Source organism: Marinobacter bohaiensis, from assembly GCF_003258515.1.
In the GTDB taxonomy this organism is placed as follows: domain Bacteria; phylum Pseudomonadota; class Gammaproteobacteria; order Pseudomonadales; family Oleiphilaceae; genus Marinobacter_A; species Marinobacter_A bohaiensis.
In genome coordinates, this window is sequence record NZ_QGEH01000005.1 from 119,358 (window position 1) to 145,582 (window position 26,225).

A 26,225-nucleotide genomic window follows, 5' to 3' on the forward strand; every position below is an offset into this window, starting at 1 on the left:
GGCACCACACCACCAATAACAAAACCGGAGAGAGACCATGGAAAACGGTATCCATTACCGGACCTGCCACCTGTGCGAAGCCATGTGCGGCGTGGCCATCGAGATGCGGGACGGGCACATCGCCTCGGTTCGTGGCGACCGGGACGACCCGTTCAGTCACGGCCACATCTGTCCCAAGGCGGTGGCGCTCAAGGATATCCACAACGATCCGGATCGCCTGACCCGGCCCCTGCAACGCACCGCCGAGGGCTGGAAGGAACTGGACTGGGACAGCGCCCTCGACCTGGTCGCCCGTCGTCTGCACCAGGTCCGCACGGAACACGGCCGCAACGCCGTCGGTGTCTACCTGGGCAACCCCAACGTCCACAACCACGGCGCCCTGGTGGCCAACCTGCCGTTCCTGCGCGCGCTGGGCACCCAGAACCGTTTTTCCGCCACCTCCAACGACCAGTTGCCCCACATGCTGGCCAATCTGGAAATGTTCGGCCACCAGTTGCTGTTCCCGATTCCCGACATCGACCACACCGAGCTGCTCATCTGCATCGGCGCCAACCCCCTGGCCTCCAACGGCAGCCTGATGTCGGTACCGGATCTCAAGGGCCGGCTCAAGGCACTCAAGGCCCGTGGCGGCGAATTGGTGGTGATCGATCCACGCCGGACGGAAACGGCGCGCCAGGCGGACGCCTTTCACTTCATCCGCCCCGGCAGCGACGCCCTGCTGCTGATGGCCATGGTCAACGTGCTGTTCGCGGAGAACCGGGTGGATCTCGGTGCCGCCCAGCACTGGACCCGCGACCTGGAACTGGTGCGCCTGGCGTGCCTGCCCTATAGCCCGGAAGCCGTGGCCCAGCAGACCGGTATCGAGCCGGTGATCATCCGCGACCTGGCGCACCGGCTGGCCACAACCCAGCGAGCCGTGCTCTACGGCCGCATCGGCACCAGTACCCAATCCTTCGGCGGCCTGGCCACCTGGCTCATCTACCTGCTCAACATCCTGACCGGCAAGCTCGACGCCACCGGCGGCCTGATGTTCACCCAGCCGGCGGTGGATCTGGTGACCCTGGGCGCCCTCTCCGGCCAGCGCGGCCATGTGGGACGACGCACCAGCCGCGTGCGCGGGTTGCCGGAGTTCGGCGGCGAATACCCTGCCAGCACCATGGCCGAAGAAATGCTGACGCCGGGCAACGGCCGCATCCGCGCTTTCGTGACCATCGCCGGGAATCCGGTCCTGTCCAGCCCCGGCGGTCAGCGGCTGGACGAGGGTCTGGCCCAGCTCGACTTCATGGTCTCCATCGACTACTACCTCAATGAAACCACCCGCCACGCCGACATCATCCTGCCGCCCACCAGCGCCCTGGAGCGCAGTCATTACGATGTGATCTTCAACATGCTCGCGGTGCGCAATGTGGCCAAGTACAGCGAGCCCCTGTTCCAGCCCGACGACGATGCCCGTCACGACTGGCAGATCATGCTGGAACTGGCCCATCGCCTGGAACGGCTGAAACGCGGTGGCTCGCTGGGTCTGCGCCGGGAACTGGGCTGGCGCGCTTTCAAGCGGATCGGGCCGGACGGTTTGCTGGATCTGGCCCTGCGCACCGGCCCCTACGGTCAACCGGTGGGACGCCTGCAACCCTTGTTGCAGCCGGCAGTGGACCTGATCGAGGCCGTCCTGCCTGAACGCCACCCCCTCAAGCACCTGACCGGTTTGAGCCCGTTGGATCGACGCTGGCAGGATCTGCCCAAGGGATTATCCCTGGCCGCACTGCGCGACCAGCCCCACGGCCTTGACCTGGGGCCGTTACGGCCGAGCCTGCCCGACCGGCTCTACACCCGGGATCGCCAGGTCCACCTGGCACCGCGACGCTACCTGGAAGATCTGCCCCGCCTCTACCAACGCCTGTCGGAGCCGGTCGGTGGTCACCTGCAGCTGATCGGTCGGCGCCACCTGCGCAGCAACAATTCCTGGATGCACAACAGCCAGCGTCTGGTCAAAGGCCCGGAGCGCTGCACCCTGATGATTCACCCCCGGGACGCGTCGCTGGCAGGACTGGCCAACGGCGACCAGGCGGAGGTGACTTCGGAGGCCGGACGCATTGTGCTGCCGGTCGAGATCACCGAAGATGTCATGCCCGGTGTGGTCTCGGTGCCCCATGGCTGGGGCCACACCCGCGCCGGTACCACACAGCGGGTTGCCCAGGCCCACGCCGGCGCGAGCATTAACGACGTGATCCGTGACAACCAGGTGGACCCGGTCAGCGGCACCTCGGTGCTCAACGGGCAGGCGGTGACGGTCACGCGCCATGCCAACGAACAACGCCGACGGGCCTGACGCCATCGCAAACGCAGGAGGAAAACATGCCGCAGTGGATTCAATGGGTGCTGATTATTGCCGGGCTGCTCGTCATCGCCCTGCTGGCCCGGTTTATCTGGCAGCGCACCCGCCTGATGCGGCAGCAGGAACGCCAGGCCGCCCGCGCCGAGGCGTTCCACAACACGCGCCGGGAGCAAATGGTTGAAAGCGTGCGGGTGCTGGCCATGTCGGTGGAGCAGGATCAGGTGGAATACTCCGAAGCCTGCCTGCGTATCAAGGGGTTACTGGATCACCTGGCCCCGGAGCTTCTGGACGAAGCTCCCTACCGGATATTCCAGGAAATGCACGATGCCCTGCAGCACATGCCCACTCACCAGGCGCGCCAGGACACCTCCGCTCACTTTATTCGCAAGATGGACGAACAGCGCTTCGAACTGGAAACCAGGCACGCCGACGCCATCCGCCGGGCCGCCACCGCGATTCGCTATCACCGGTTCGACGATTGACCGGGCGGCCACAAAAAAGCCGGCCATTCCGGCCGGCAAATCACCCGCAGATGCAGATCAACCTGAGTAACCACCGGAGTGCCTCCCTGTCGATCGCGTCCATAAACACGACCCACAGAGCCCTCAGGCACTCCGCAACACCCTCCCCGAATGCAGGCCAGGGAGATTCCTGCCGTAAGCGATCCTGAAACCGCTGACTGAATTCAGGTAACGGAACGGGGATCCGGCGTATCGCCGTCCTCCAGAGCCGGTTCGGCGACCACCCCTTCGTCGTGGAGTGCCCGGATCTGCTCCGGCTCCAGGCGCTCCCAGAACTCGTGGAAAAAGCGTTGTACCACCGGGTCCCGTGAGGCCGAGCATTGCCGCAGCAGCTCAAGTCGCTCATCGGCGTCGGCCAGGTGGAAATGCCGCCCGCCCCGGTGACGGAACTGCGACTCGAGCTGATACAGATGAAAGATACTGCTGGAGTTGAAGATCAACGTGTCCATCAGCAACCTCCCGCACACCGGCCGGCGCGGCTGAACGCCGGCATCCGATCGGTTCTCCTTTACTTTCACTGTAGACCAGGGAAATCGAATTGGCAGGCGGATAAAGCAACAGGCAGGACAAACGGCCACAAAAGGGAGAAAAGACGGTGCATCGCGGATCAGCGCGAAAAAGAAAGGCATCCCGGTCCCGCGGACGGGGCCGGGGCGACCGTCACGACTGCATCATGCCGGCCATGGCGAGGATACTGTCGCGGTCTTCCACCAGCGCATCCATCTGCTCGGCAACCGCTTCCGGGTCCAGGCCCAGTTCGTCGTAGATGGATGGGGCCAGCGCGGACGGTGCACCGAGCCCGACACCACGCTCGATGAGCAGGTGGCGCCCCAGGCTCAGGATCGACGCGTACGTGGCATTGGGGCCGTCATACCCCGGATTCTTCTGGTGGCGGATGGCCACCACGACTTCGTCGGGCATTTCCCAGTTTTCCATCAACTGGGCGCCAATCTGCTCCCGGCTCAGCCCCAGGATGTGATGCTCGATCAGCGACGAATCCAGATGACCGTTGGCTTCCACATTACGGCACACGGCGCGGAAATGGGGCGGAAACACCTGGTTGAGCAGCAGGTAGCCGAAGTTGTGCAGCAAACCGGCAAGATAAGCCAGACCAAACGAGGGCCGCTCGCCACGGCGCATCATCGCGGCCAGCACGCCGGCGGCCTGGGCCTGCCAGATGGCCTGCTGCCAGTAGCCGATGTAGCCGTCGGGCTCGTCCTCCGGCGGCTTGAGCGCCTTGCCCAGGGACAAGCCCATCGCCAGGTTCATCACCAGCTCGAAACCCAGTACCCGGGAGATGGCGTCGTGCACCGACCGCACCTCACCGGCGGCGGCGTAGAACGAGGACGACGCCCAGCTCACCACCTGCGCGGCCAGGCTGGGATCGCTCTCGACAACATCCACCAGGTCATTCATCACCGCGTTGGGATTGACCCGCAGATGGATGATGCGCTGAGCCGTTTCCGGCAGAGGCGGCAGTTCCAGTGTGTCGTCCAGGCGCTGGCGCACCCGCAGGTTGGTGAAGCGCTCGATGGCACTGTGCAGCTGCGCGCGGTCATTCTGGGGATCGGACAGGTTCACCTGGATCGCCGAGGCGGGTGTGGTCACCGACAGACGTCCAGCCCCGGCCGTCATCTGCCGGAACGCGGCGATGGGCAGCTGGATTCGCGGGCCGCCCTCGGCGTAGGCCAGGGTCACCACCTCCAGCCCGTCCACCGCCTCGTCCACCAGGGTGGGCCAACCGGTCAGGGACGGCAGCGCCGGCAGCAGCTGGACATTGAGGCGCTCGCGGATGCGATGCAGTTCCTGGCGGCTGATGATCCGCAGATCCCGCCCCAGTTTGGTGTTCAGGCGATTGATGTCGAGCAGGTCCTGGCGTCGGCAGATCACCTGCAACTTACCTTGGTGGTCTTCCAGCGGGACCATGCGCAGGGCCTGGTCCTGAGCCTCCGCCTCGACAATTTCGAACAGTGGCGTACCCTGGCTTTGCGATGCAGCCTGCAGGGCATCCCGAACTGCAATCGGCAGTTCCATGCTTACCCCCGAAATGGATCTAACTGTAAACGGATTGACGCCGGGGAACGGACACCGGATCAGACATCGCCGTAACGAATGCGTTCCCCCAGCCAGCGGCGAATCAGGGCGTCGACCCGGTTCGCGTCGCCCATCAGCGTCGGCGCCGCTTCCCGAATGATCGGTATCCAGCCCTTGTCCCGCTCGAAATCCGCCAGCCGGAACTGCATCATGCCGGTCTGGCGGGTCCCCAGAACCTCGCCGGGGCCGCGAATTTCCAGATCTTTCTCCGCGATGACAAAGCCGTCCTGACTGTCCCGCAGGACCTGCAGGCGGGCCTTGCCGTTCTTCGACAGCGGCGGATGATACATCAGCACACAGAAACTCGCCTCGTGCCCGCGCCCCACCCGGCCGCGCAACTGGTGCAACTGGGCCAGGCCCAGGCGTTCCGGATTCTCGATGATGATCAACGACGCGTTGGGGACATCCACCCCCACCTCGATGACCGTGGTGGCCACCAGCAGGTCCAGCTCGCCGTCCTTGAAGCGCTGCATGATGTCCGCTTTTTCCCTGGCCTTGAGACGACCGTGCACCAGGCCGATCGACAGACCGGGCAGTCGCTCGCGCAGTTCCCCGGCGGTGACTTCCGCCGCCTGGCACTGCAGCGCCTCGGATTCTTCAATCAGTGTACACACCCAGTAAGCCTGACGCCCGGCTTTACACGCATTTTGCACTCGCTCGATGACCTCCTCGCGTCGGGCATCGGCGATGGCAATCGTTTCGATGGGCTTGCGGCCCGGCGGCAATTCGTCGATCACCGACGTGTCCAGGTCGGCGTAGGCGCTCATCGCCAGGGTGCGGGGAATCGGGGTGGCGGTCATGATCAACTGGTGCGGCGCCAACTGGCCGGCGGCGCCCTTCTCGCGCAGGGCCAGTCGCTGGTGTACGCCGAAACGGTGCTGCTCGTCCACGATCACCAGCGCCAGACGCTCGAAGGCAACGTCCCCCTGGAACAGGGCGTGGGTGCCGATCACGATCCGTGCCTCGCCGGTGGCCACACGCTCCAGCGCCGCCTGGCGCGCCTTGCCCTTGACCTTGCCGGATAACCACACCGGCTCCAGCCCCAGCGGCGCGAGCCAGTCGTGGAAGTTCAGATAGTGCTGCTCGGCGAGGATTTCGGTGGGCGCCATCAGGGCCACCTGGGCGCCGGCGGAGATCGCCTGCAGCGCCGCAATGGCGGCCACCACGGTCTTGCCCGAGCCTACATCCCCCTGCACCAGGCGCAGCATCGGCAGCGGCTGGCTCAGGTCCTGGCGCACGTCGGACAGGACGCGCTCCTGGGCCGGTGTGAGCTGGAACGGCAACTGGTCGCGGAAACGCTCTTCCAGATCCCCCTGGCGCAGCAACGCCAGCGCTTCCCGTGCCTGGATCTGCTCTCGTACCCGCAGCAGGCTGAGCTGGTGGGCCAGTAGTTCTTCCATCACCAGGCGCTGCTGGGCCGGGTGGCGCCCCTCGATCAGTTCCGGCACCGGCGCTCCCACCGGTGGTGCATGCACCTGATGCAGAGCGGTATTGATGTCCGGCAACTGGAAATCCGCCAGCAGGGACTCGGGCAGCCAGTCTCTCACCGGATAACGATCCAGATACTTAAGGGCCTGCTGGCACAGGCTGCGCACACGCGGTTGCTGGATGCCTTCGGTCAGCGGGTAGACCGGCGTCAACGTGGCCTGGTCCGGCGGCGGCATGGGGGGCGGGTTGGTCTGGTATTCGGGGTGGTAGAACTCGAAACCGGCGCGACCGGGGCGCACTTCGCCGAAGCAGCGCACCCGTGTTCCTTCGCTGAGCTGGTTTTTCTGGGCGGCATTGAAGTGGAAAAAGCGCAGCACCAGGAAACCGGAGTCATCACGGAGAGTCACCTGCATGCTGCGGCGACGCCCCATGACGATATCGACCTTGACCACTTCGCCCTCGACCACGCCCACGTCACCGACGTGCAGACCGCCGATGGGCAATACCCGGGAGCGGTCCTCGTAGCGGTGCGGCAGGTGGAACAGCAGGTCCTGCAGCGAGTGGATGCCCAGTTTCGCCAGCGTCCCTGCCAGCGCGGCGCCAACCCCTTTCAGGGTCGTGACGCCGATGTCTTCCAGCGAGGCCATCCGCTCAGGCAGAGGCCGCCGAGACGGGCAGGGCCTTGTCGGACTTCTCGATCACGCGGCACTGGCTCGCGGCCAGCGACAGCACGTCGATGGCCTTGGGCCGCGGGAACGTGACACGCCAGGCCAGGGCCACGGTGCGGAAAGGCACCGGCGCCTTGAACGGGCGTACCGCCAGGATGTCTTCCCGGTACTCCATGGCCGTGGCGGCGGACATGGGCAGCACGGTCACGCCCAGGCCGGAGGCCACCATGTGGCGGATGGTTTCCAGGGAACTGCCTTCGGTCACCAGGGAGGGCTTGGCCGCGGCGCCGGAAACCCGTGCGGCGATGGCGTCTTCCAGCGGCGGGCAGGATTCCAGCACCTGATCCCGGAAACAGTGACCCGGTCCCAGCAGCAGCAGCTGTTCCTTGGCCAGTTGTTCCGGCGACAGGGACTCTTCGCGGGTCAGCGGGTGATCCGCCGGCAGCAGGACCACGAACGGTTCGTCGTAAAGCGGCAGAGTCACCACTTCCGGCTCTTCGAACGGCAGCGCGATGATGATGGCGTCCAACTCCGACTGACGCAGCTTCTTGCGCAGGTCGCCGGTGTAGCCTTCCTCGATGAACAGCGGCATCTCCGGCGCGGCGCGGCGCAGTTCCGGCAGCAGGTGCGGGAAGAGATAGGGGCCGATGGTGTAAATGGCTCCCACTTTCAACGGCGAATTGAGCTGGTTCTTGCCGTTTTGAGCCATGTCGCGGATCACGCCCACCTGATCCAGAACCCGCTGGGCCTGCTCGATGATCTGGGATCCGGTCTCGGTCACGCGGATGCTGCTCTTGCTGCGCTCGAACAGCGGCACGCCGAGTTCATCCTCCAGTTTCTTAACGGCGACACTCAGGGTAGGCTGGCTGACGTGGCAGCGCTCAGCCGCTCGGCCGAAATGCTTTTCCCGCGCCAGGGTGACGATGTAGCGTAATTCGGTCAGGGTCATGGAATACTCCGGACAATCTGGGCTCTCGATCAGGACAGCGTTTTAATGAGTAACAGAATAGGGATTGAAATTGACTATGGCAATCAGTGAACCACGTATTCTTGTGGCCGGTTGCGGTGCCCTGGGCAGCCGCATCGCTGTAAACCTGGCCGCAGACGCCGTGGTCTATGGTCTCAAACGCAATGTAGACACCCTGACGCGGGATATTATCCCGGTGCCCGGCGATCTGCTCGAAGAGGATATTCTGGAGGAACAGTTGCCCGACGACCTCGATGCCGTCGTCTACTGCCTGACGCCCAACCAGTACGACGATGCCGGCTACCGGGACGCGTTCGTGACCGGGCTGGGCAACCTGATCCGGGCACTGCGGACGCGCGGCCAGACGCTGAACCGGCTGCTGTTTGTCTCCAGCACCGGCGTCTACCACCAGAACGACGACGGCTGGGTCGACGAAGACAGCCCCACGGAACCGGAGAAGTTCAGCGGACAGCGGTTGCTGGAAGGCGAACGCCTGGTACACGACAGTCCCTGGCCGTCGACGGTGATCCGTTTCAGCGGGATCTACGGCCCCACCCGCCGCCGTTTCCTGCAGTCGGTGCTGTCGGGCAAGATTCACCCGCCCTCACCGGGGCCCTTCACTAACCGGATTCATGAAGACGACGCCGCCGCCGCCGCGGCCCACCTGATCCGTCAGTCGCTGCAGGGCAACCCGCTGGAACCCCGCTACCTGGGCAGCGACTGCGAGCCGGTGCGTATCGATGAGATCGTTGACTGGATTCGCCAGCAAGTACCATGTGATCCGCCGCAGGGCGAGGCGAGCCGGGGCGCCCGCGCCGGCAGCAAGCGCATCAGCAACCGACGCTTGCGGGACAGCGGTTTCGAGTTCCGCTATCCCGGCTATCGGGAAGGCTACGGGGAGATGCTGCGCGAACTCAGCTCAGCACCATGACCGCGTCCATTTCCACCGGCACGCCCTTGGGCAGCGCGGCCACGCCGATGGCGGCCCGGGCCGGATAGGGCTCCTGGAAATAGGTGGCCATGATTTCGTTGACGGTGCCAAAGTTACCCAGATCGGTCAGGTAGATGTTCAGCTTGACGATGTCCTGCAACTGGCCGCCGGACGCCTCGCATACCGCGGCCAGGTTGTCGAACACCCGGCGGATGCTGACGCTGATGTCGCCGCTGACCACGTCCATGGTCTCCGGATCAAGCGGGATCTGGCCGGACAGGTAAACGGTATCGCCCGCCTTGACCGCCTGGGAATAGGTGCCGATCGCCGCCGGCGCGTTTTCGGTCTGGATTACGGATTTATTGGTCATCGTCTTCAAAGCCCTCACAACCCCGCCTGAGGCGGGACTTTTCTAATGAAAAACGGAGATCCTCACCGGGATCAGGCGCTCCTGTCAACCGCTGTCCACGGCGGCAAGCGAAGGGGTCAGTGGCGGACCCTGGCAATGTGCGTTACCGCGCGGATGTTGCGCACCCGGCGCATGACCCGGGCCAGATGACGACGCCCGTTGACGTGGACCACCAGGCTGACGATGCTCAGGCGCGCATTCTGCTCTTCCACGTTGATCCGCTCGATATTGCCGTCGGCCATGGACACGGCACTGGCCACCTCGGCGATGACACCCCGCTGGCGCTCCAGCTCCACCCGAAGCTCTACCGAGAACTCGTCGGTGATGTCCTTGGCCCACTTCAGGTGCATCAGCGGCGAACCGTCGGCACCCTTCTCCGGCAGTTTGCGGCACGTGTCGCTGTGGATAACCATGCCGGTGCCGGACTCCATGACGCCCACCACCGGATCGCCCGGGATCGGCTTGCAGCAGCCGGCGAAACGGATCACCAGGCCTTCGGTGCCCTGGATGGTCATGGTGCCGCGACCGGCGCCGGAGGGATGCAGGTTGACCACATCGAAGCCGTCGTGATCGGGCTGCTGGCCATCCCCGCCCGGGTCGGACACCAGTTGCCGCGCCACGATATAGGCCATGCGGTTGCCCAGACCGATATCGCTGAGCAGGTCGTCAAAACTGCCCACCTGATTATGCTTGCACACCCGCTGACGCTGGGAGTCGTCGATGTCCCCCAGCTTGTGGCCAAAACCGGCCAGGGATTTCTTGAGCAGCGTCTTGCCCAATTCCAGGGATTCCGCCTTCTTCTGGTACTTGAGGAAATGACGGATGCTGCTGCGCGCCTTGCCGGTCACCACGAAACCCAGCCAGGCCGGATTGGGGCGGGCGCCCGGCGCAGTGATGATTTCCACCGTCTGGCCACTCTGCAGCGGCTGGCTCAGCGAGCCCAGGTTGCGGTTGATGCGGCAGGCGACGCAGGCGTTGCCGATATCGGTGTGGATGGCGTAGGCGAAATCGATGGGCGTGGCGCCGCCGGGCAGCTCCAGGATCTTGCCCTTGGGCGTGAACACGTAGATCTCGTCCGGGAACAGGTCGACCTTGACGTGCTCGATGAATTCCAGCGAATCATCGGCCCGCTCGCGCATCTCCATCAGGCCCTTGACCCAGCGATCCACCCGCCGCTGGCTGACCTCCAGCACCGACGAGTTGTCGTTCTTGTAGAGCCAGTGGGCGGCGATCCCGTTGTTGGCGATGTGCTCCATCTCCTCGGTACGGATCTGGATCTCGATGTTCACGTGCATACCGAACAGCGTCGTGTGCAGGGACTGGTAGCCATTGGCCTTGGGCATGGCAATGTAGTCCTTGAAGCGTCCGGGAAGGGGTTTGTAGAGGCTGTGAACGGCGCCGAGGATGCGGTAACAGTCGTCGGTGGAGTCGGTGATGATGCGGAAGGCGTAGACATCCATGATTTCATGGAAGGATTTGTGCTTGAACTTCATCTTGTTGTAGATGCTGTTCAAGTGCTTCTCGCGCCCCATGATTCGCCCTGGCAGGCCGCGCTCATGCAGCTTTTCCTCGAGCCTGCCGCGGATCTCCTCGATAATCTCACGATGACTGCCACGGAGGGTCTCCACCGCCTTGGAGATGTAGCGCGAACGCATTGGATACAGGAAGGAGAAGCCCAGGTCCTCCAGCTCGGTACACAGGGTGTGCATGCCCAGACGGTTGGCGATCGGCGCGTAGATGTCCAGTGTCTCGGTCGCAATACGCTGGCGCTTTTCGTAGGACATGTGCCCGAGTGTGCGCATGTTGTGCAGGCGGTCCGCCAGCTTCACCAGGATCACGCGGATGTCCCGGGCCATGGCCAGGGTCATCTTCTGGAAGTTCTCGGCCTGGGCTTCGGCGCGGGAGCGGAATTCGATCTGGGTCAGCTTGGAGACACCGTCCACCAGGTCCGCCACCGGTTCCCCGAACTGTTCGGACAGGGCGTCCTTGGGAATGCCGGTATCCTCGATGACGTCATGCAGCATGGCCGCCATCAGGCTCTGGTGATCGAGCTTCATGTCCGCCAGGATGCCGGCCACCGCCAGCGGATGAGTAATGTAGGCTTCGCCGGAACGGCGCATCTGGCCTTCGTGGGCCTGCTCGGCGTAATAGTAGGCCCGCCGCACCTGATTGATGCGGGGCCGGTCAAGGTAGGTACTCAGCTGATCCGCCAGTGTTTCGACGGATGTAAGCGCTGGAGCCTCTGCTGACACTGCGCCTCCGGAGACGACATGGACCGCCAGGTCCGAATGAATCACCGACAAAAAAACCCGAATGCAGTCACACCCGGGTCTTCCTTTGCCCTGCCGGAGCTGCCTGAAGCAGCCCCTCAACTCCTACTATAAGAGCCGTGGCGCAGATTTCAATGCGGCATTAGCCGCAAGCCCCGTACTGACGGGGCTGAAGCGGAGACGCTTACTCGTCGTCGTCCTGCTCGACCAAAGCGTTGTCGACCTTGCCCTCGGCGATTTCGCGCAGGGCCAGAACGGTTGGCTTATCGTTTTCCTCAGGAACCATCGGCTCGTGGCCCTTGGTTGAAATCTGACGAGCCCGTTTGGTCGCCAGCATAACCAGCTCAAAACGGTTATCGACGTGATCCAGACAGTCTTCAACAGTGACTCGTGCCATAACTTCCCCGAAAAAGTAATTGGATAACTGGTTGCCCGGCCGGGCGGAGCCGCCCCGAAGCAGACCGCGCAGTATAAATGGAAATGCTCAATTTGTATACGCCGAACCACCGGAAACCAGCGCCGCCAGCAGATCGGCGTGGCGCCGCTCCTGGTTCTCGACCCGCAGGCGCTGGGTACGGACGATCGAAAGCAGCTCTTCCAGGGCCACCTCGAAGGCATCGTTGACCACCAGGTAGTCGAATTCCAGGGCGTGGCTGCATTCTTCCGCCGCTTCCCGCAGACGCCGCTCGATGACCGCCGGCTCGTCCTGGCCACGGCCAGTCAGGCGGTCCCGCAGGGCTTCCGGCGACGGCGGCACAATGAAGATGCTGACGCAATCCGGCAACTGTCGGCGGACCTGTACGGCGCCCTGCCAGTCGATCTCGAGGATCACGTCCTGCCCCTTGTCCAGGGTCTCTTCCACCCACACCTGGGAGGTGCCGTAGTAGTTGCCGAAAACATCGGCGTGCTCCAGGAAATCGTCGCGGCCGATCATCGCCTCAAACTCGTCGCGGCTGGTGAAGTGGTAGTTCACGCCATCCTGCTCGCCCGGGCGCATGGGCCGCGTGGTATGGGACACGGACACGCCCAGTTTGCTGTCCCGGGCCAGCATCTCAGCCACCAGGCTGGTCTTGCCGGCACCGGACGGCGCAGAAATCACATATAGGGTGCCCTTCTCTGCGACCTGACTCATGACGTACAACTCCGGAAATTTCGCTTCGAAGCCGCCGGCGCATGCGTCCGCGGCTTCGTTGTCATAGGGGTTTCATGGATAACAGGCGCCGCATTATACGGAGATTGCCGCGATCCGGCACCCACCGGCAGCGAAATGGCTTACTCCAGGTTCTGCACCTGCTCGCGCATCTGCTCAATCAGGACCTTGAGGTCGACCGCCACGCGGGTGACTTCCGCGTCGATCGACTTACTGCTCAGGGTATTGGCCTCGCGGTTCAGCTCCTGCATCAGAAAATCCAGGCGGCGACCAATGGGCTTGTCGCCGGACAGGGTCTGGCGCACTTCGCTGACGTGGGTATCGAGCCGGTCCAGCTCTTCGGCCACGTCGGACTTCTGCGCCAGCACGACCATTTCCTGGGCCAGGCGGTCCGGGTCCAGTTCCACCTTCGCCGCCTCGAAACGCTCGCGCAGACTGTCGGACTGCTGCTCAAGCAATTCGGGCATGCGCTTGCGAACCTGACTGACCGAATCCGTGATCTCCTGCAGCCGCTCCTCGAACAGCGGACGCAGGCGCTCACCTTCGCGCTCGCGGACGCCGACCAGCTCGTCCACGGTCTCGGCAAACAGGGCCTGCGCCGCTTCCTTGACCGGCTCCAGGTCGCGCTCGCCGGACTGCAGCACACCGGGCCAGCGCAGGATATCCAGCGCATTAATGTGGGCCGGGTTATCGAGGATGCGGTTGATGTGGTTGGCCGCGTCGTTGAGCTCTTCGGCCAGGGCCTGGTTCACCGTGAGGCCACCGGTGGCGTCGTCCGTCAGTTGCAGACGCAGCCCGATCTCCACCTTGCCACGGCCCAGCCGCTTGCGCAGGGTTTCCCGGAAGCCGTTCTCCAGTTCCCGCAGCGGCTCTGGCAGGCGAAACGCCGGCTCCAGGTAACGATGGTTGACCGCACGGATTTCACAGGTGAGGCTGCCCCACTCTCCTTCGGTGTCCTTGCGCGCGAACGCGGTCATACTCCTGATCATGTGAACTCCGGCCTGTCGTTGGAATGGCTGTATTCTAGTGCCCTGTTCGTGAAATGGACAGGAAACGGGCATCCGGCACCACACTTGCCCGAACGTCGAGCCACCGACGCCATCCTGGTTCCTCCATGTTACACTGAACGGCTATTTCACGGGACCGGTCCGCCTCCCGGCGATGGCCGGCCAACACCCTCCACCCAATCAGTACAGGAATCGCTATGCGACCCAGTGGACGCGCTCCAGAACAGACTCGTGACATCCGCATCACACGCAACTACACCAAGCACGCGGAAGGCTCGGTCCTGATCGAATTCGGCGATACCAAAGTCATTTGCACGGCTTCCGTCGACAACAACGTACCCCGCTTCCTCAAAGGCAGTGGCAAAGGCTGGATCACCGCCGAATACGGCATGCTGCCGCGTTCGACGGGCAGCCGGATGGGCCGTGAAGCCGCCCGTGGCAAGCAGGGCGGACGCACCGTGGAAATCCAGCGCCTGATCGGTCGCTCACTGCGCGCGGCCGTGGACCTGACCAAACTGGGCGAGCACACCATCACCATCGATTGTGACGTCATCCAGGCCGACGGCGGCACCCGCACCGCGGCGATCACCGGCGGCTGTGTGGCTCTGGTGGACGCGCTCAATCACCTGGTCAAGGAAGGCCGCCTGAAGGCCACGCCGCTGGTACAGATGGTCGGCGCCATCTCTGTGGGCGTCTACGAAGGCACCACCGTGGTGGACCTGGACTACCCGGAAGACTCGGCGGCGGAAACCGACATGAACGTCATCATGACCGACCAGGGCGGTTTCATTGAAATCCAGGGCACGGCGGAAGGCGCCCCCTTCGCCCAGGACGAACTCGACAGCATGCTGTCGCTCGCCAAACAGGGCATCAACCACCTGTTTGAGCTGCAGAACGCCGCCCTGGCCGAATAAACCCGGCTCCGGAACGCAAAAAGGCCAGCAAACGCTGGCCTTTTCTTTTGGAGGATCCGCCGACTCGACGCCGGATCAGAAACCGATGTCGATGTCGTAATCGATGATCAGCGGCGCGTGGTCGGAGAAGCGGGTCTCGTCATCGATCCAGGCATTCTGGATCGTCTTGCGGATGCCCGGCGTGGCCAGTTGGTAATCGGTGCGCCAGCCGGCGTGCTGACGCCAGCCTTCGGCCCACTCAGGCCACCAGGTGAACTGGTCGCCGTCCTTGTTGACCTCGCGGAACGCATCAACCGCGCCCAGCTCGTCGAACAGGCGGTCCAGCCATGCCCTCTCATGGGGCAGAAAACCGGACACGTCCAGTTTGTGGTAACGGGGACTGGTGTCGGTCACATGATGCGCGGTCTGCAGGTTGGCACCAAAGATGAACTGCCGGCGCTTGCGCAGGGTCTTCTGCATGTGCTGGCCGTAGCCTTCCATGAAGGCGTCCTTGTGATCCAGCATGGTCAGGTCGTTGCCGTCGCCCAGCAACTCTTCCTCACGGCCCAGCGCGTTGGGGGCCAGCACCGAGGCCACACTGACCTTGTCGAAGTCCGCCTGGATGAAGCGGCCCTCGCGGTCGGAGATCTCGTTGCCGAAACCGTAGATGATGGCTTTCGGGAAGTGACGGGTATAGATACCGACGCCGCCGTACTCGGTTTCCTCGCCGTCGATGAAATACGCTTCGTAGCCTTCGGGGACATAGCGGGGATCGTCGAATTCGTAGACCCGCATGCGATGATCCTGGACACAGACCACGTCTGCATCCTGGCCCGCCAGCCAGTCAAAAAAACCACGGTCAATCGCCTGTGCCAGGCCGTTGACGCTGATCGATACTACCCGCATAGATGTTCCCTGAAACGTTTGTGTGTATGATACCGTTTTTACGCCTTTTTGAAAGAATCCAACCCTTCCAGATACCTTGCCATGCACGACTATCAACGCGATTTCATCGAATTTGCCATCCGTCGGGACGTCCTCCGTTTTGGGGAGTTCACCCTCAAGTCCGGACGCAAGAGTCCCTACTTCTTCAATGCAGGCCTGTTCAATACGGGGTCGGATTTGCTTCAGCTCGGGCGTGCCTATGCGTCTGCCCTGCAAAATAGCGGCCTGAATTATGACATTCTTTTCGGACCTGCCTATAAGGGCATACCGTTGGCCGCAGCGACGGCGATGTCCCTGGCGGAAACCGGCGACGACCGGCCCTACGCGTTCAACCGGAAAGAGAAAAAAGATCACGGAGAGGGCGGTAACATTGTCGGCGCACCATTAAAGGGCAAAGTGCTGATCATTGACGACGTCATCACCGCCGGGACCGCGATCCGCGAGTCCATCGACATCATTCACGAAGCCGGCGCCGAGCCTGCGGGCGTACTGATCGCCCTGGATCGTCAGGAGCGGGGCCAGAGTGAGCTGTCGGCCATCCAGGAAGTGGAACGGGATTACAAGCTGCCGGTCACAAGCATCATCCAGCTGGACCAGGTAATCAGTTATCTGGCGGATCGTCCGGATTTCCAGGAGAACGCGCGCAAAGTAGCGACCTACCGCGAGGAATTCGGCATCTGATCGCAATTCAGGGCTTCGCCGGGCACGGCCTGTTGCCAGGCCGGCAATTCGCCCGCTATGCTCAGCCGAGGCCAACCAAACGGTGACCAAGCAGTCTATGAGACACGCCTCCTCCCTAACCTTTGCACTCCTCTTTTGCGGCGTTTTCGGCGCTTCGTCGGCGCTGGCATCGACCATGTATCGCTACAAGGACGACAACGGCCGCATGGTGATGAGCAACACTGTGCCGTCCGACGCCACGAAACACGGCTACGAAGTCCTCAACTCCCAGGGTCGCGTGGTCAAAGTGGTGCCTCCGGCACCAACGGAAGAGGAGCTGAAAGCCCGCGCCCAGGCCGAGCAGCGCAAACAGGCGGCTGAACGCCAGCGGGAGGCGGACGAAGAGCTGCTGCGCATCTACAGCCATCCGGACGATGCCGTGCGCGCCCTGAACCGCAAGCTGCAGGAACGCCACAGCCTGGTGCAGCTCAAGCGCGGCAACATCGCTGTGATCGACAGTCAACTGGAGGAACAGCAGGGCAAGGCAGCGGACCTGGAACGGGCCGGACGCAAGATTCCGGATAACCTGAAAACCCGCATTGAACGACTGCAGTCCCAGAAACGCGAGCTGGAGCAGGAGATCAACAAGCAGGATCAGGAAACCGCCAAAATCCGCGAATCCTACGAGGCCAAGATCCAGCGCCTGGAACAAATCACCGGGGAATCCCGCACCGTCGAACTGCACACCGCGGAGACCCGCGCGACGGAATAAGCCGGAGCCGGAGTCGCACTCGCGGCACACGGGTATAAAGGCAAGCAGGTACTAAAAAGGGTCGCCGAAGCGACCCTTTCTGTTTTGGTCAACCCACTCGGCGATCAGGCGGAGGTGGTGGTCGAGGTCGACTTGCGTGCGGTGCTCTTACGGGCCGTGCTGGTCGACTTCTTCGCCGTTGAAGTGGCGGATTTCTTCACCGACTTGGCCTGATCGGACACTTCGTCCGCGGCCTCGGACACCGCTTCGGCGCCCTCTGCGGTTTCCTTCTCGACCCTGGCCACCATTTCCGACGCAAAGTTACCGAAACGGCTGTTCAGGCTGCGAAGCTGCTCGAACAGGTTCTCGCTGTAGCCGTCGTAACGCTTGCGCAGCGACTTGACGCTGTACTCGCGGGCTTCGGATTCCAGCTTTTCGGCATATTCGAACGGCTTGGACGACAGCTTCTTCTGACGCTCTTCCGCCGCATTAATGCCCTTCTCGACCATCTCCTGAATCTGTTCCTGATAGCTTTTCAGTTTACCCATTGTGGTGCCTCTCCATTGCTTTGACTGCAGATTGATTGAGAGATTGACGGAGGCGTGCCCGACGCCTTTTCCGGATAACACCACGGACGTTAATCGCAAAAATTAGAATATTCATACTAGGGTTCCATTCGACCGCCGAGACAACCGGTACGCCCTAGTTATTTGTCACCAAAGCTTTTTCCGAAAAAACCCCGGAGACCCTGCAAGAAACGTGACTCCATATCATAAAAAAACTGACGAAATGTTCACTTGTGAGTCTCAATCTCATTCGCATAATGAGGCGGCAAAGGACTTGTGAGGATGGAGCCTACTCCGCTGTGCCTCTCTAAAAAGAACTCGCTAAAGCGAGCCATCATCTATTAGAGAAACGTCAGGTATATCAATGTCCTATTCAAATCCTTGCCGGGCCCGGCACGTCCTCGCCCTGTGCTTTATTTCTGTCACGCTCCTGCTTGCCGGCTGCAACGGCGGCGGGTCATCTTCCGACAGCTCCAGCAAAACCTCGGACAGCACGTCGAATTCGGGATCAAGCGGAAGTTCTGCAGCCAGCGAGGCCACAGTCTCTTCCAAACTGCGCTGGACGGCGCCCGCCACCCGGGCTGACGGCAGTAAACTGTATGTGGGGGAAATCAGCGGCTATCGGATTTACTACAAGCTCAAGCACCAGAGTGGCTACCGCTCCATCAAGGTAAGCGGCTCGGACAGAACCCAATACCCCTTAAAGGCTTTCGAGCCGGGGCAGTACGAGTTCTCCGTGACCACCCTGGACACCGACGGGTTGGAAAGCCAGCGTTCCGAGGTAATCTCGGTCAGCGTGATCTGATCGCTACCAGCGGAACAGGACCCATTTGGGCACCACGAGCTGGGAGCCGTCCTGCCGGATGAAGCCACCGCCGTCGGCCGGAACCAGGTAGTAGACGGGGCCCACCTTGGGCTCCACCCGGATTTCCCTGAGCTGGCCGTTCACGCGGTACTCGTAGTAGGTGGCTTCCTTGCCTGGACGAATCACCACCTGGGGTTCGTCCGGAGACGCGGCCTGGTATTCAGACGCCCGCACCGGGGCGGACGACGACGCGCCGTCTTCCTGGGCGGCCGCTGTCAGGCTGAACGATGCGATCACCAATGCAATCACGAGGGGGATCGTTTTTTTCATGTTAACCTTGGCATCCTGAAATCCTTGATTGTTCTCTGAGATTTACACATCCCAGGGCACTAGACAACCTGATTCCGGATACCAGCCCCTATGAGCCAGAAGCAGACGCCACCGGTCGTCCTCGTCGACGGATCCTCCTACCTTTTCCGCGCCTTCCACGCCCTGCCGCCGCTGACCACCAGTAAGGGTCAGCCCACCGGCGCCATCAAGGGCGTCATCAGTATGCTGCGCCGGCTCGACCAGGACTACCCCGGCTCCAAGGTCGTGGTGGTCTTCGACGCCAAGGGCAAGACGTTCCGCCATGAACTGTATGAAGAGTACAAGGCCAACCGTCCGCCCATGCCGGAAGACCTGGCCACCCAGATCGCGCCCATCCACGAGATCGTGCGCGCCATGGGCCTGCCGCTGCTGATCGTCCCCGATGTGGAGGCGGACGACGTGATCGGCACCCTCGCCTGCGAGGCCACCGACAAGGGCGTTGATGTGGTGATCTCCACCGGCGACAAGGACATGGCGCAGCTGGTCAGCGAGCACGTCACCCTGATCAACACCATGACCGAAACCGCCATGGACCGGGACGGCGTGAAGGACAAGTTCGGCATCACCCCGGAGCAGATCATCGACTACCTGGCTCTGGTGGGCGACAAGGTGGACAACATCCCCGGTGTGGAAAAGTGTGGCCCCAAGACCGCGGTCAAATGGCTGGAGCAGTACGAAACGCTGGAGAATCTCGTCGAGCACGCGGACGAGGTCAAGGGCAAGATCGGCGAGAACCTGCGCAACGCTGTGGAGCAACTGCCGCTGAGCAAGGAGCTGGCCACCATCAAAACGGATGTGGAGCTGGCATTCGGCATCCAGGACGTTAAACCCGATGACGCGGATAACGACAAACTGCTGGCCCTGTTCCGCGAGTACGAATTCAAGACCTGGATCGCCGAGCTGAGCGACGACGCCCCGGCGGACACCGAGGACGACAGCACCCCCGACATTCCCGAGAAACACTACAGCGTGGTCACCGAACAGGCGGAGCTGGACGACTGGGTCAAGCGCCTGAAAAAGGCGGATCTGTTTGCCTTCGACACCGAAACCACCAGCCTCAACTACAGTCAGGCGGAAGTCGTAGGGGTGTCCTTCGCCATCGAAGCGGGTGAAGCGATCTACGTGCCCTTCGGCCACGACTACATGGGCGCGCCGGACCAACTCGACCGGGAGGCCGTGCTGGAGCAGCTCAAACCGCTGCTGGAAGATCCCAGGCTCAGGAAAGTCGGCCAGAACCTGAAGTACGACAAGAACGTGCTGGCCAACCACGGCATTTCCCTGGAAGGCATCGCCGAGGACACCATGCTGGAGTCCTACGTGCTCAACTCCACCGCCTCACGCCACGACATGGACAGCCTGGCCCTGAAGTACCTGGGGGAAGCCACCATCTCGTTCGAATCCATTGCCGGCAAGGGCGCCAAACAGCTCACCTTCAACCAGATCGATCTGGAACAGGCCGGCCCCTACGCCGCCGAGGACGCGGACATCACCCTGCGCCTGCATCAGGCCTTGCGCCCGCGCCTGGCCAGGGAAGGCAAGCTGGAAAGCGTCTACACCGACATCGACCTGCCGCTGGTACCGGTGCTGTCGCGCATGGAGCAGCGCGGTGTGATGATCGACGCCGGCACGCTCAAGCGCCACAGCCAGGAGCTGGCCGAGCGTATGGCGGAGCTGGAGAAGGCCGCCCACGATGAGGCCGGTGAAACCTTCAACCTGGGATCCCCCAAGCAGTTGCAGGCCATCTTCTACGAGAAGCTGGGGCTGCCGGTGATCAAGAAGACGCCCAAGGGCGCGCCCTCCACCGCCGAGCCGGTGCTGCAGGAACTGGCCCACGACTACAAGCTGCCGCACCTGATCCTGGAGCACCGCAGCCTGAGCAAGCTCAAGTCCACCTACACCGATCGCCTGCCGGAGATGATCAGCGCCCGCGACAACCGGGTGCACACCTCCTATCACCAGGCGGTGGCGGCCACCGGGCGCCTGTCGTCCTCCGAGCCCAACCTGCAGAACATTCCCATCCGCACCCACGAGGGCCGGCGCATTCGCCAGGCGTTCATCGCGCCGGAGGGCTACAAGCTGGTGGCGGCGGACTATTCCCAGATCGAGCTGCGCATCATGGCGCACCTGTCCGGCGACGAGGGGCTGCTCAAGGCTTTCGCCGAGGGCAAGGACATCCACAAGGCCACCGCCGCCGAGGTCTTCGACACCACGGTGGACAAGGTCACGTCCGACCAGCGCCGCAGCGCCAAGGCCATCAACTTCGGCCTGATCTACGGCATGTCCGCCTTCGGTCTGTCGCGCCAGCTGGGCGTGGAGCGCAAGCTCGCCCAGGAGTACATCGACCTCTATTTCCACCGCTACCCCGGTGTTCGCCAGTACATGGACGACATCCGCAAGCAGGCCCACGACGACGGTTACGTGGAAACCCTGTTCGGCCGTCGCCTGTACCTGCCGGAGATCAACGCCAAGAACAAGCAGATGCAGCAGGCCGCCGAGCGCACCGCAATCAACGCCCCCATGCAGGGCACCGCGGCGGACATCATCAAGAAAGCAATGGTGACGGTGGAGAACTGGCTGCTGGACCAGCACGCCAGGGACGCCCGCATGGTCATGCAGGTCCACGACGAACTGATCCTGGAAGTGAAGGAGTCGGCCCTGGACGACGTCATCAAGGGCCTCACCGATCGCATGTCAGCCGCCGCCGACCTCAAGGTGCCGCTGCTGGTGGAAGCCGGTGTCGGCGACAACTGGGACGAGGCGCACTAGCGACCTCGCCCCGGCTGCGTTCAGTAACTGTAACGCAGGGAGGCCAGCAACGCCCGTTGCTGGCCAGAGTATCCGGCCACGGTGACCGCCTCCTGGTCGAGCAGGTTGCGCCCTTTGAGCGTCAGGTCGAGGCGGTCGGTCGCGGCATAGGCCAGCGTCAGGTTGGTCATCCCATAACCGGGAATGTCGCTGTCCGCCGCCGTATCCACCGAATCCGTCCGCCCCAGCCATTCCAGGCTCGCTTCCAGCGGCCCGAACGTTTTTGTTCCCGCCAGGCGCCCGTTCCACTTGGGTCGCCGGGCCAGGGCATCGCCGGTGTCGTCGTCGGTGGCGCGGGTATAGCCGGCACCCATTTCCAGCCGCCAGTCACCGCCCCGGTAGATGACGCTCAGTTCCGTACCTTCCGCCGTGGCCGACTCCGTGTTGTAGGGAATGAACAAGGCGTCCAGCTGGATCAGGTCATCGAAGTTGGTGCGATAGGCCGCCCACTCGTAGGACAGACGTCCGACACTGCCCTTGAGCCCCACTTCGTAGGTTTCCGAGGTTTCCGCGTCCAGGTCCGGATTGGCGCCAAACGGCGAATACAGATCGTTGAAATTGGGCGCCTTGAAGCCGGTGCCGTAGCTGACGTAGGGCTTTAGCGCAGGCGTCAGCTGGTAGCCCACCGATACCGCCCCGGTGGTCTCGTCGCCGTAGGCCTGGTTGTTGTCGTAGCGCAGCGACGTCTCCACATGCAGCGGCTGATCGACGGTCTGCCACTGACCAAACACCGCGTTGTTGTAGCGAGCGTCTTCCGTGTAGGCCGTCGAGGCCTCCACCCGCTCTTCAACCCGCTCGACGCCCACGGTCAGCAACTGGTGGCCAGTGAGGTAGGCATCGGATTGAACCAGGTACTGGCGGCGCCGGGTTTCATAGTCGAAGTAATCCGCCTGGTCGATGAAGTTGTCGTTGTCCTCGCGCCCGTAGCCGATCTGGGCGTGCAGGGTGACATCGTCGCTGGCGGCAAAATCGGCGAAAACCCGCCCGGACTGCTGCACGAACTCGTTCCAGTAGCGCTGATCGGCTGTACCGAAAACGCTGTCGTAATCGTTCTCGCCCTGGGCGTGCATCGCGTTGAGGCCGAGCGACAACCGATCATTGACGCGCTGATCCACGCTGGCGCTGAACGACTGGCTCTCGAAACCGTCGTCATCGCGCTGGTTGCTGACCGGCTGGGAATCCACACCGTCGGTCTCATACATCGACGCCGACAGACTGTAGGCCGTATCGCCGGTGCGGCCCGAGAAGTGCTGGGTCAGGCGCGAGGTGCCCTCGGTACCGGCGCTGACTTCCGAAATGGCTTCCGGCTCCGGCGTGCCCCGGCGCGTGAAGATCTGGATCACCCCACCGATGGCCTCGGAGCCGTAGAGGCTGGAGCGCGGACCACGCACCACTTCGATGCGATCCACCAGCGCCAGGGGAATGTTTTCCAACTGGGCCGTGCCCGCCGTTGCACCGCCGACTTTCAGGCCGTCCACCAGCACCAGCACGTGATCGGAGTTCGAACCCCGCATGAACACGCTGGACTGCTTGCCGGCACCACCACTCTGGGACACGGTCACGCCGGGAACACCGCGCAACAGGTCCTCGATGCTGCTGGCCGTGCTGCGCTGGATGTCCTGCCGGCTGATGACCGTCACCGAGGCGTTCACCTCGTCGGCCGTTTGCGCGGTCCGGGTCGCGGTCACCACAAGGGGATTGAGGATATCCGCGTTGAGCGGGGCGGCAAGACAGCCGGTCATCAGGCCGGCGGCCAGGGAAAAGGGCTTGTTCACAGAGAGCGTCCTGGGTTCGCATCCGGTTCAGTCGAAGCCGGTGGACGGAGGACGCGCGGTTACGGGATGGGCAACCACCGGTGACGCCCTCCGCAGCACCGCATGCACCGGCCAGGATCAGAGAGATCCCTGCCGGGAAGCAGGTGGCCGGTCTCCGGACTCATTCCTTCCCCGGGGATCGGGGGCCGGCAGCGCCTTCCCGGACCGGAGGTCCAGTGGCCTTGCTGCTGCAGAGGAATTTACCGTTGCGGGGGCAGCACTGGGTTTGCACCAGTTTCCCGTTTCACTCGCCGTGCGAGCACCGCCTGCCAATTGACGCCGGTGACGCAGGCGTCACCGAACTTGCCGGGACTTTAGGAGGACTGGCTCACCGGGTCAACGCATTTTCCCGGATTTTCTCATTCCCCTGCACGCCCGCCGAACTCACCACAACGGTGCAGACAGAACCCGTGATGCGTCATGGCGGTGCGCAACTCCGTGCAAAGCTGATGTTTTCGCCTTTTATTTCAGGATTTTAACGATAGGCACATTTTTAGCTTAATATTCAGGGTCGATAACGCGCACGCTCTGATCCCCCCACAGGCTCGGGACCGTCCAGACGCAAGAGCGCTTTGAAATGAGGTACGACAATGACGACGCTAGCAGCAGAACGCAGTTGGCTACTGGATCGCGGACTCCTCAAACTCGTCCACCAGTGCCGCCGACTGATCCTGGCGGAATTCGGCGTTAAGCTTCACCTGACCGACAACGACCTGGAGGACCAGTTGGCGTCCTACGCCAGGCAGTCCCGCTCCAGCCACCTGAACAATGCCTGGGAAGAGCTCAAGAAACAGGTTCCGGATCTGGCCGAGCAGGACGACGACAAGCCGCGCAATTACCGCGGCCAGGAGTTGGCGGAGCCGGCCGCGGCGGCCAAGAAAGAGGAACCGGCCAGCAGCAGCAAGACCCGCACCATCACCTACCGGGGCCGCAAAATGGAAGTGCCCGCCTGATCGCGGCACGCCGACGGCGCGTTCAATCCACCGGGTCGGGAGTCCATCGCGGCGCGGGCCGCCAGAAGCTGTCCCCGCCCTCGCCGACCCGCTCGACCGGATAGCTGTAGACCCGCTGCAGGCGCTCCGACGACAGCATTTCAGACGCCGAACCGGCATCGTGGTGACCGTCGGGATACAGTAACAGGACCCGGTCGGCGTAGCGTGCCGCCAGGTTGATGTCGTGAACGGTCATGACCACTAACCGCCGCTGCTCCCGCGCCAGCGCACACAGGGTTGCCATCAGTTCCGCCTGGTGGCGGAGATCCAGGTGGTTCACCGGCTCGTCCAGCAACAGGACGCCGGGGGCCTGGGTCAGCAGGGTTGCCATGGCCACCCGGCGCTGTTCGCCGCCGGACAGGCGGTCGACCCGAGCCTCCGCCAGACCTTCCAGCCCACAGCTCGCCAACGCCTGGCGGATGATGACCTGATCATTCGCTCCCAGCGCCTGCCAGCCCGGTCGGTGCGCGTAACGGCCGGCCCCTACGGCTTCGGTTACGGTAAACGGAAAATCCATCGGCGACTGCTGCAGCAACAGACCAACGCGACGCGCCAGCACTTTGCGCGGGCAGCGCCGGATGTCCACGCCATCGACAAACACCCGTCCCGCCAACACCGGCAGCAGACCAGCCAGAGTCAGCAGCAGCGAGGATTTGCCGACACCGTTCTCCCCCAGGATGGCCCAGACTTCGCCGCCTTCGGCCTGCAGATCAAGCGGCTCCGCCAGGGCCCGGTCGCCACGACCAAAAGTCAGGCCGTCCAACTGCAAGGAGGGCATCAGCGGGTCCCCCGGCGTTGCAGCAGGTAGAGGAAAAGCGGCACGCCAACCGCCGCCGTCAACACACCGACCGGCAGCTGCCGTGGCGCTATCAGTGAGCGGGCAGCCGTATCGGCCAGCATCAGCAAGGCACCCCCGGCCAACAGGCTGGCCGGGGCCAACGCGCGGTGACCAGCCCCCAGCCACTGCCGCATCAGGTGTGGCACCACCAGCCCGACGAACCCGACGGGGCCGGCCAGCGTTACCGCACAGGCGGTCAGAAACGACGCCGTCAGGTAGCAGACACCCCGCAGGCGGCGGGTTTCCACACCCAGGACCGCGGCCTGTTCATCGCCACGAGCCAGAAGATCCAGCGCCGGCGCCATGAACCAGGCCGCCGCCAGCGCCAACGCCAGCACCAGCAGCGCCCACCAGGGCGTTTCCGGCCGGGACAGGTCCCCCATCAGCCAGAACAGCATGCCGCGCAGGGACTGATCCGGCCCCAGCACCAACAGAAGACTGATACAGGCACCCCAGCCGGCAGCAATCACGACACCGGTAAGCAACAACCGATCGCCCCGGCCATAGCCCATGCGACCACCCAGCAGGAACACCAGCAGCATGCTGGCCAGGCTGCCCACAAACGCACTGCCGGAAACCCACCAGCCGCCCAATCCCAGGGTGATGGCGCCCAGGGCCGCTACGGCCGCCCCACCGGAAATGCCCAGCACATAGGGTTCAGCCAGTGGGTTGCGCAACAGCACCTGCATCAGCACGCCAGCCAGGGCCAGCATACCGCCGACGGCAAACGCCGTGACGGCGCGGGGCAGGCGCAGCTCCATGAGAATAGTGGACTGCCAGTCCGGCAGCTCGCCGGCAAAGACCTGCAGCGGATCGATTGCAATGGATCCCCAGCCCAGCGCCAGACCGAAGACCAGCAGGTTGAGCAACAGCAGCGTTGGAAGCCAGATCGTTGAATGCCGCACGAATCACCCGGTTCATGAAAGGAACACGAGTATAGCGGCGGGATGGCAAGGGGTTAAGGCGTGGGTAGTCAATCGAGAGGCGGGTAGAGCATGAAGGTCCGG

General features: G+C 63.3%; 24 protein-coding genes and 1 riboswitch. Of the genes, 9 read left to right on the forward strand and 15 right to left on the reverse strand.

Annotated features, from left to right (window positions below; all coding sequences use genetic code 11):
• Positions 1 to 37: 37 nt before the first annotated feature.
• Positions 38 to 2,329: a molybdopterin-dependent oxidoreductase gene (locus tag DKK67_RS18750; protein WP_111498050.1), complete on the forward strand. Its 2,292-nt coding sequence runs from the start codon at positions 38 to 40 to the stop codon at positions 2,327 to 2,329.
• A 26-nt stretch (positions 2,330 to 2,355) separates the two neighbouring features.
• Complete coding sequence (locus DKK67_RS18755; protein ID WP_111498051.1) at positions 2,356 to 2,817, forward strand: DUF2489 domain-containing protein; 462 nt, start codon at positions 2,356 to 2,358, stop codon at positions 2,815 to 2,817.
• Positions 2,818 to 3,020: 203 nt separating this feature from the next.
• On the opposite strand, the gene DKK67_RS18760 is transcribed toward DKK67_RS18755, so the two are convergent.
• The 4 genes from DKK67_RS18760 to DKK67_RS18775 form a co-directional block, all read right to left on the reverse strand.
• Positions 3,021 to 3,305 (reverse strand): hypothetical protein, encoded by a 285-nt coding sequence (locus DKK67_RS18760; RefSeq protein ID WP_111498052.1) that lies wholly within the window; start codon positions 3,303 to 3,305, stop codon positions 3,021 to 3,023.
• Between the two features lie 211 nt (positions 3,306 to 3,516).
• On the reverse strand, positions 3,517 to 4,890 hold the full coding sequence (locus DKK67_RS18765; protein WP_111498053.1) for an HDOD domain-containing protein: 1,374 nt from the start codon (positions 4,888 to 4,890) through the stop codon (positions 3,517 to 3,519).
• Between the two features lie 59 nt (positions 4,891 to 4,949).
• The gene (gene recG / locus DKK67_RS18770; protein WP_111498054.1) at positions 4,950 to 7,025 is read right to left on the reverse strand and encodes an ATP-dependent DNA helicase RecG; all 2,076 of its coding nucleotides are present in this window, start codon (positions 7,023 to 7,025) and stop codon (positions 4,950 to 4,952) included.
• Between the two features lie 4 nt (positions 7,026 to 7,029).
• On the reverse strand, positions 7,030 to 7,995 hold the full coding sequence (locus tag DKK67_RS18775) for a hydrogen peroxide-inducible genes activator (RefSeq protein WP_111498055.1): 966 nt from the start codon (positions 7,993 to 7,995) through the stop codon (positions 7,030 to 7,032).
• Positions 7,996 to 8,071: 76 nt separating this feature from the next.
• Between DKK67_RS18775 and DKK67_RS18780 the strand changes: the two genes are divergently transcribed.
• Positions 8,072 to 8,944, forward strand: coding sequence for a sugar nucleotide-binding protein (locus DKK67_RS18780; protein ID WP_111498056.1), 873 nt, complete (start codon positions 8,072 to 8,074; stop codon positions 8,942 to 8,944).
• Here DKK67_RS18780 and DKK67_RS18785 read toward each other — a convergent pair.
• From DKK67_RS18785 to DKK67_RS18805, 5 genes are all read right to left on the reverse strand, one after another.
• Positions 8,928 to 9,314 (reverse strand): RidA family protein, encoded by a 387-nt coding sequence (locus DKK67_RS18785; protein ID WP_111498057.1) that lies wholly within the window; start codon positions 9,312 to 9,314, stop codon positions 8,928 to 8,930. The genes DKK67_RS18780 and DKK67_RS18785 overlap by 17 nt on opposite strands.
• A gap of 116 nt (positions 9,315 to 9,430) precedes the next feature.
• Positions 9,431 to 11,605, reverse strand: a complete 2,175-nt coding sequence (locus tag DKK67_RS18790; RefSeq protein WP_111498158.1) for a RelA/SpoT family protein — start codon at positions 11,603 to 11,605, stop codon at positions 9,431 to 9,433.
• 202 nt (positions 11,606 to 11,807) lie between these two features.
• Positions 11,808 to 12,020: a DNA-directed RNA polymerase subunit omega gene (gene rpoZ / locus DKK67_RS18795; protein ID WP_111498058.1), complete on the reverse strand. Its 213-nt coding sequence runs from the start codon at positions 12,018 to 12,020 to the stop codon at positions 11,808 to 11,810.
• An 87-nt stretch (positions 12,021 to 12,107) separates the two neighbouring features.
• Positions 12,108 to 12,755, reverse strand: a complete 648-nt coding sequence (gene gmk, locus DKK67_RS18800; RefSeq protein ID WP_111498059.1) for a guanylate kinase — start codon at positions 12,753 to 12,755, stop codon at positions 12,108 to 12,110.
• 140 nt (positions 12,756 to 12,895) lie between these two features.
• Positions 12,896 to 13,762 carry a YicC/YloC family endoribonuclease gene (locus DKK67_RS18805; protein WP_111498060.1) on the reverse strand — a complete coding sequence of 289 codons (867 nt, stop codon included), beginning with the start codon at positions 13,760 to 13,762 and terminating at the stop codon, positions 12,896 to 12,898.
• A 215-nt stretch (positions 13,763 to 13,977) separates the two neighbouring features.
• On the opposite strand from DKK67_RS18805, the gene rph reads away from it, so the two are divergent.
• Entirely contained in the window at positions 13,978 to 14,694 is a 717-nt protein-coding gene (gene rph, locus DKK67_RS18810; protein WP_111498061.1) for a ribonuclease PH, read from the forward strand.
• A gap of 75 nt (positions 14,695 to 14,769) precedes the next feature.
• Here the strand turns inward: rph and DKK67_RS18815 are convergent, their stop codons facing one another.
• Positions 14,770 to 15,579, reverse strand: a complete 810-nt coding sequence (locus DKK67_RS18815; RefSeq protein WP_111498062.1) for an exodeoxyribonuclease III — start codon at positions 15,577 to 15,579, stop codon at positions 14,770 to 14,772.
• An 81-nt stretch (positions 15,580 to 15,660) separates the two neighbouring features.
• Between DKK67_RS18815 and pyrE the strand changes: the two genes are divergently transcribed.
• Positions 15,661 to 16,299, forward strand: a complete 639-nt coding sequence (pyrE, locus tag DKK67_RS18820; RefSeq protein WP_111498063.1) for an orotate phosphoribosyltransferase — start codon at positions 15,661 to 15,663, stop codon at positions 16,297 to 16,299.
• A gap of 97 nt (positions 16,300 to 16,396) precedes the next feature.
• Positions 16,397 to 17,050 carry a DUF4124 domain-containing protein gene (locus DKK67_RS18825; protein WP_111498064.1) on the forward strand — a complete coding sequence of 218 codons (654 nt, stop codon included), beginning with the start codon at positions 16,397 to 16,399 and terminating at the stop codon, positions 17,048 to 17,050.
• Between the two features lie 104 nt (positions 17,051 to 17,154).
• On the opposite strand, the gene DKK67_RS18830 is transcribed toward DKK67_RS18825, so the two are convergent.
• The gene (locus DKK67_RS18830; protein ID WP_111498065.1) at positions 17,155 to 17,577 is read right to left on the reverse strand and encodes a hypothetical protein; all 423 of its coding nucleotides are present in this window, start codon (positions 17,575 to 17,577) and stop codon (positions 17,155 to 17,157) included.
• 382 nt (positions 17,578 to 17,959) lie between these two features.
• Here DKK67_RS18830 and DKK67_RS22035 point away from each other — a divergent pair, with 382 nt between their 5' ends.
• Positions 17,960 to 18,400, forward strand: coding sequence for a fibronectin type III domain-containing protein (locus DKK67_RS22035; RefSeq protein WP_111498066.1), 441 nt, complete (start codon positions 17,960 to 17,962; stop codon positions 18,398 to 18,400).
• A 3-nt stretch (positions 18,401 to 18,403) separates the two neighbouring features.
• Here DKK67_RS22035 and DKK67_RS18840 read toward each other — a convergent pair whose 3' ends face one another.
• Positions 18,404 to 18,730 (reverse strand): DUF2782 domain-containing protein, encoded by a 327-nt coding sequence (locus DKK67_RS18840; protein ID WP_111498067.1) that lies wholly within the window; start codon positions 18,728 to 18,730, stop codon positions 18,404 to 18,406.
• A 90-nt stretch (positions 18,731 to 18,820) separates the two neighbouring features.
• Between DKK67_RS18840 and polA the strand changes: the two genes are divergently transcribed.
• On the forward strand, positions 18,821 to 21,535 hold the full coding sequence (polA, locus tag DKK67_RS18845; protein WP_111498068.1) for a DNA polymerase I: 2,715 nt from the start codon (positions 18,821 to 18,823) through the stop codon (positions 21,533 to 21,535).
• A 20-nt stretch (positions 21,536 to 21,555) separates the two neighbouring features.
• Here the strand turns inward: polA and DKK67_RS18850 are convergent, their stop codons facing one another.
• Positions 21,556 to 23,349: a TonB-dependent receptor domain-containing protein gene (locus DKK67_RS18850; RefSeq protein WP_111498069.1), complete on the reverse strand. Its 1,794-nt coding sequence runs from the start codon at positions 23,347 to 23,349 to the stop codon at positions 21,556 to 21,558.
• 128 nt (positions 23,350 to 23,477) lie between these two features.
• Positions 23,478 to 23,665: riboswitch (cobalamin riboswitch) on the reverse strand.
• 313 nt (positions 23,666 to 23,978) lie between these two features.
• On the opposite strand from DKK67_RS18850, the gene DKK67_RS18855 reads away from it, so the two are divergent.
• Positions 23,979 to 24,341 (forward strand): hypothetical protein, encoded by a 363-nt coding sequence (locus DKK67_RS18855; RefSeq protein ID WP_111498070.1) that lies wholly within the window; start codon positions 23,979 to 23,981, stop codon positions 24,339 to 24,341.
• Positions 24,342 to 24,363: 22 nt separating this feature from the next.
• On the opposite strand, the gene DKK67_RS18860 is transcribed toward DKK67_RS18855, so the two are convergent.
• Positions 24,364 to 25,158 (reverse strand): ABC transporter ATP-binding protein, encoded by a 795-nt coding sequence (locus DKK67_RS18860; RefSeq protein ID WP_111498071.1) that lies wholly within the window; start codon positions 25,156 to 25,158, stop codon positions 24,364 to 24,366.
• Positions 25,158 to 26,123 carry a FecCD family ABC transporter permease gene (locus tag DKK67_RS18865; RefSeq protein ID WP_111498072.1) on the reverse strand — a complete coding sequence of 322 codons (966 nt, stop codon included), beginning with the start codon at positions 26,121 to 26,123 and terminating at the stop codon, positions 25,158 to 25,160. The genes DKK67_RS18860 and DKK67_RS18865 overlap by 1 nt, the downstream gene beginning before the upstream one ends.
• Positions 26,124 to 26,225: the final 102 nt, after the last annotated feature.

Bases quoted from the DNA above. Each gene is read 5' to 3' on its own strand.
- DKK67_RS18805 (WP_111498060.1), bottom strand. From the start codon at position 13,762: ATGATCAGGAGTATGACCGCGTTCGCGCGCAAGGACACCGAAGGAGAG.
- DKK67_RS18840 (WP_111498067.1), bottom strand. From the start codon at position 18,730: ATGAAAAAAACGATCCCCCTCGTGATTGCATTGGTGATCGCATCGTTC.
- DKK67_RS18830 (WP_111498065.1), bottom strand. From the start codon at position 17,577: ATGGGTAAACTGAAAAGCTATCAGGAACAGATTCAGGAGATGGTCGAG.
- DKK67_RS18780 (WP_111498056.1), top strand. From the start codon at position 8,072: ATGGCAATCAGTGAACCACGTATTCTTGTGGCCGGTTGCGGTGCCCTG.
- recG (WP_111498054.1), bottom strand. From the start codon at position 7,025: ATGGCCTCGCTGGAAGACATCGGCGTCACGACCCTGAAAGGGGTTGGC.
- DKK67_RS18750 (WP_111498050.1), top strand. From the start codon at position 38: ATGGAAAACGGTATCCATTACCGGACCTGCCACCTGTGCGAAGCCATG.
- gmk (WP_111498059.1), bottom strand. From the start codon at position 12,755: ATGAGTCAGGTCGCAGAGAAGGGCACCCTATATGTGATTTCTGCGCCG.
- DKK67_RS18825 (WP_111498064.1), top strand. From the start codon at position 16,397: ATGAGACACGCCTCCTCCCTAACCTTTGCACTCCTCTTTTGCGGCGTT.
- DKK67_RS18855 (WP_111498070.1), top strand. From the start codon at position 23,979: ATGACGACGCTAGCAGCAGAACGCAGTTGGCTACTGGATCGCGGACTC.
- DKK67_RS18760 (WP_111498052.1), bottom strand. From the start codon at position 3,305: ATGGACACGTTGATCTTCAACTCCAGCAGTATCTTTCATCTGTATCAG.
- DKK67_RS18860 (WP_111498071.1), bottom strand. From the start codon at position 25,158: ATGCCCTCCTTGCAGTTGGACGGCCTGACTTTTGGTCGTGGCGACCGG.
- DKK67_RS18755 (WP_111498051.1), top strand. From the start codon at position 2,356: ATGCCGCAGTGGATTCAATGGGTGCTGATTATTGCCGGGCTGCTCGTC.
- DKK67_RS18765 (WP_111498053.1), bottom strand. From the start codon at position 4,890: ATGGAACTGCCGATTGCAGTTCGGGATGCCCTGCAGGCTGCATCGCAA.
- DKK67_RS18815 (WP_111498062.1), bottom strand. From the start codon at position 15,579: ATGCGGGTAGTATCGATCAGCGTCAACGGCCTGGCACAGGCGATTGAC.
- pyrE (WP_111498063.1), top strand. From the start codon at position 15,661: ATGCACGACTATCAACGCGATTTCATCGAATTTGCCATCCGTCGGGAC.
- rph (WP_111498061.1), top strand. From the start codon at position 13,978: ATGCGACCCAGTGGACGCGCTCCAGAACAGACTCGTGACATCCGCATC.
- polA (WP_111498068.1), top strand. From the start codon at position 18,821: ATGAGCCAGAAGCAGACGCCACCGGTCGTCCTCGTCGACGGATCCTCC.
- DKK67_RS18775 (WP_111498055.1), bottom strand. From the start codon at position 7,995: ATGACCCTGACCGAATTACGCTACATCGTCACCCTGGCGCGGGAAAAG.
- rpoZ (WP_111498058.1), bottom strand. From the start codon at position 12,020: ATGGCACGAGTCACTGTTGAAGACTGTCTGGATCACGTCGATAACCGT.
- DKK67_RS22035 (WP_111498066.1), top strand. From the start codon at position 17,960: ATGTCCTATTCAAATCCTTGCCGGGCCCGGCACGTCCTCGCCCTGTGC.
- DKK67_RS18785 (WP_111498057.1), bottom strand. From the start codon at position 9,314: ATGACCAATAAATCCGTAATCCAGACCGAAAACGCGCCGGCGGCGATC.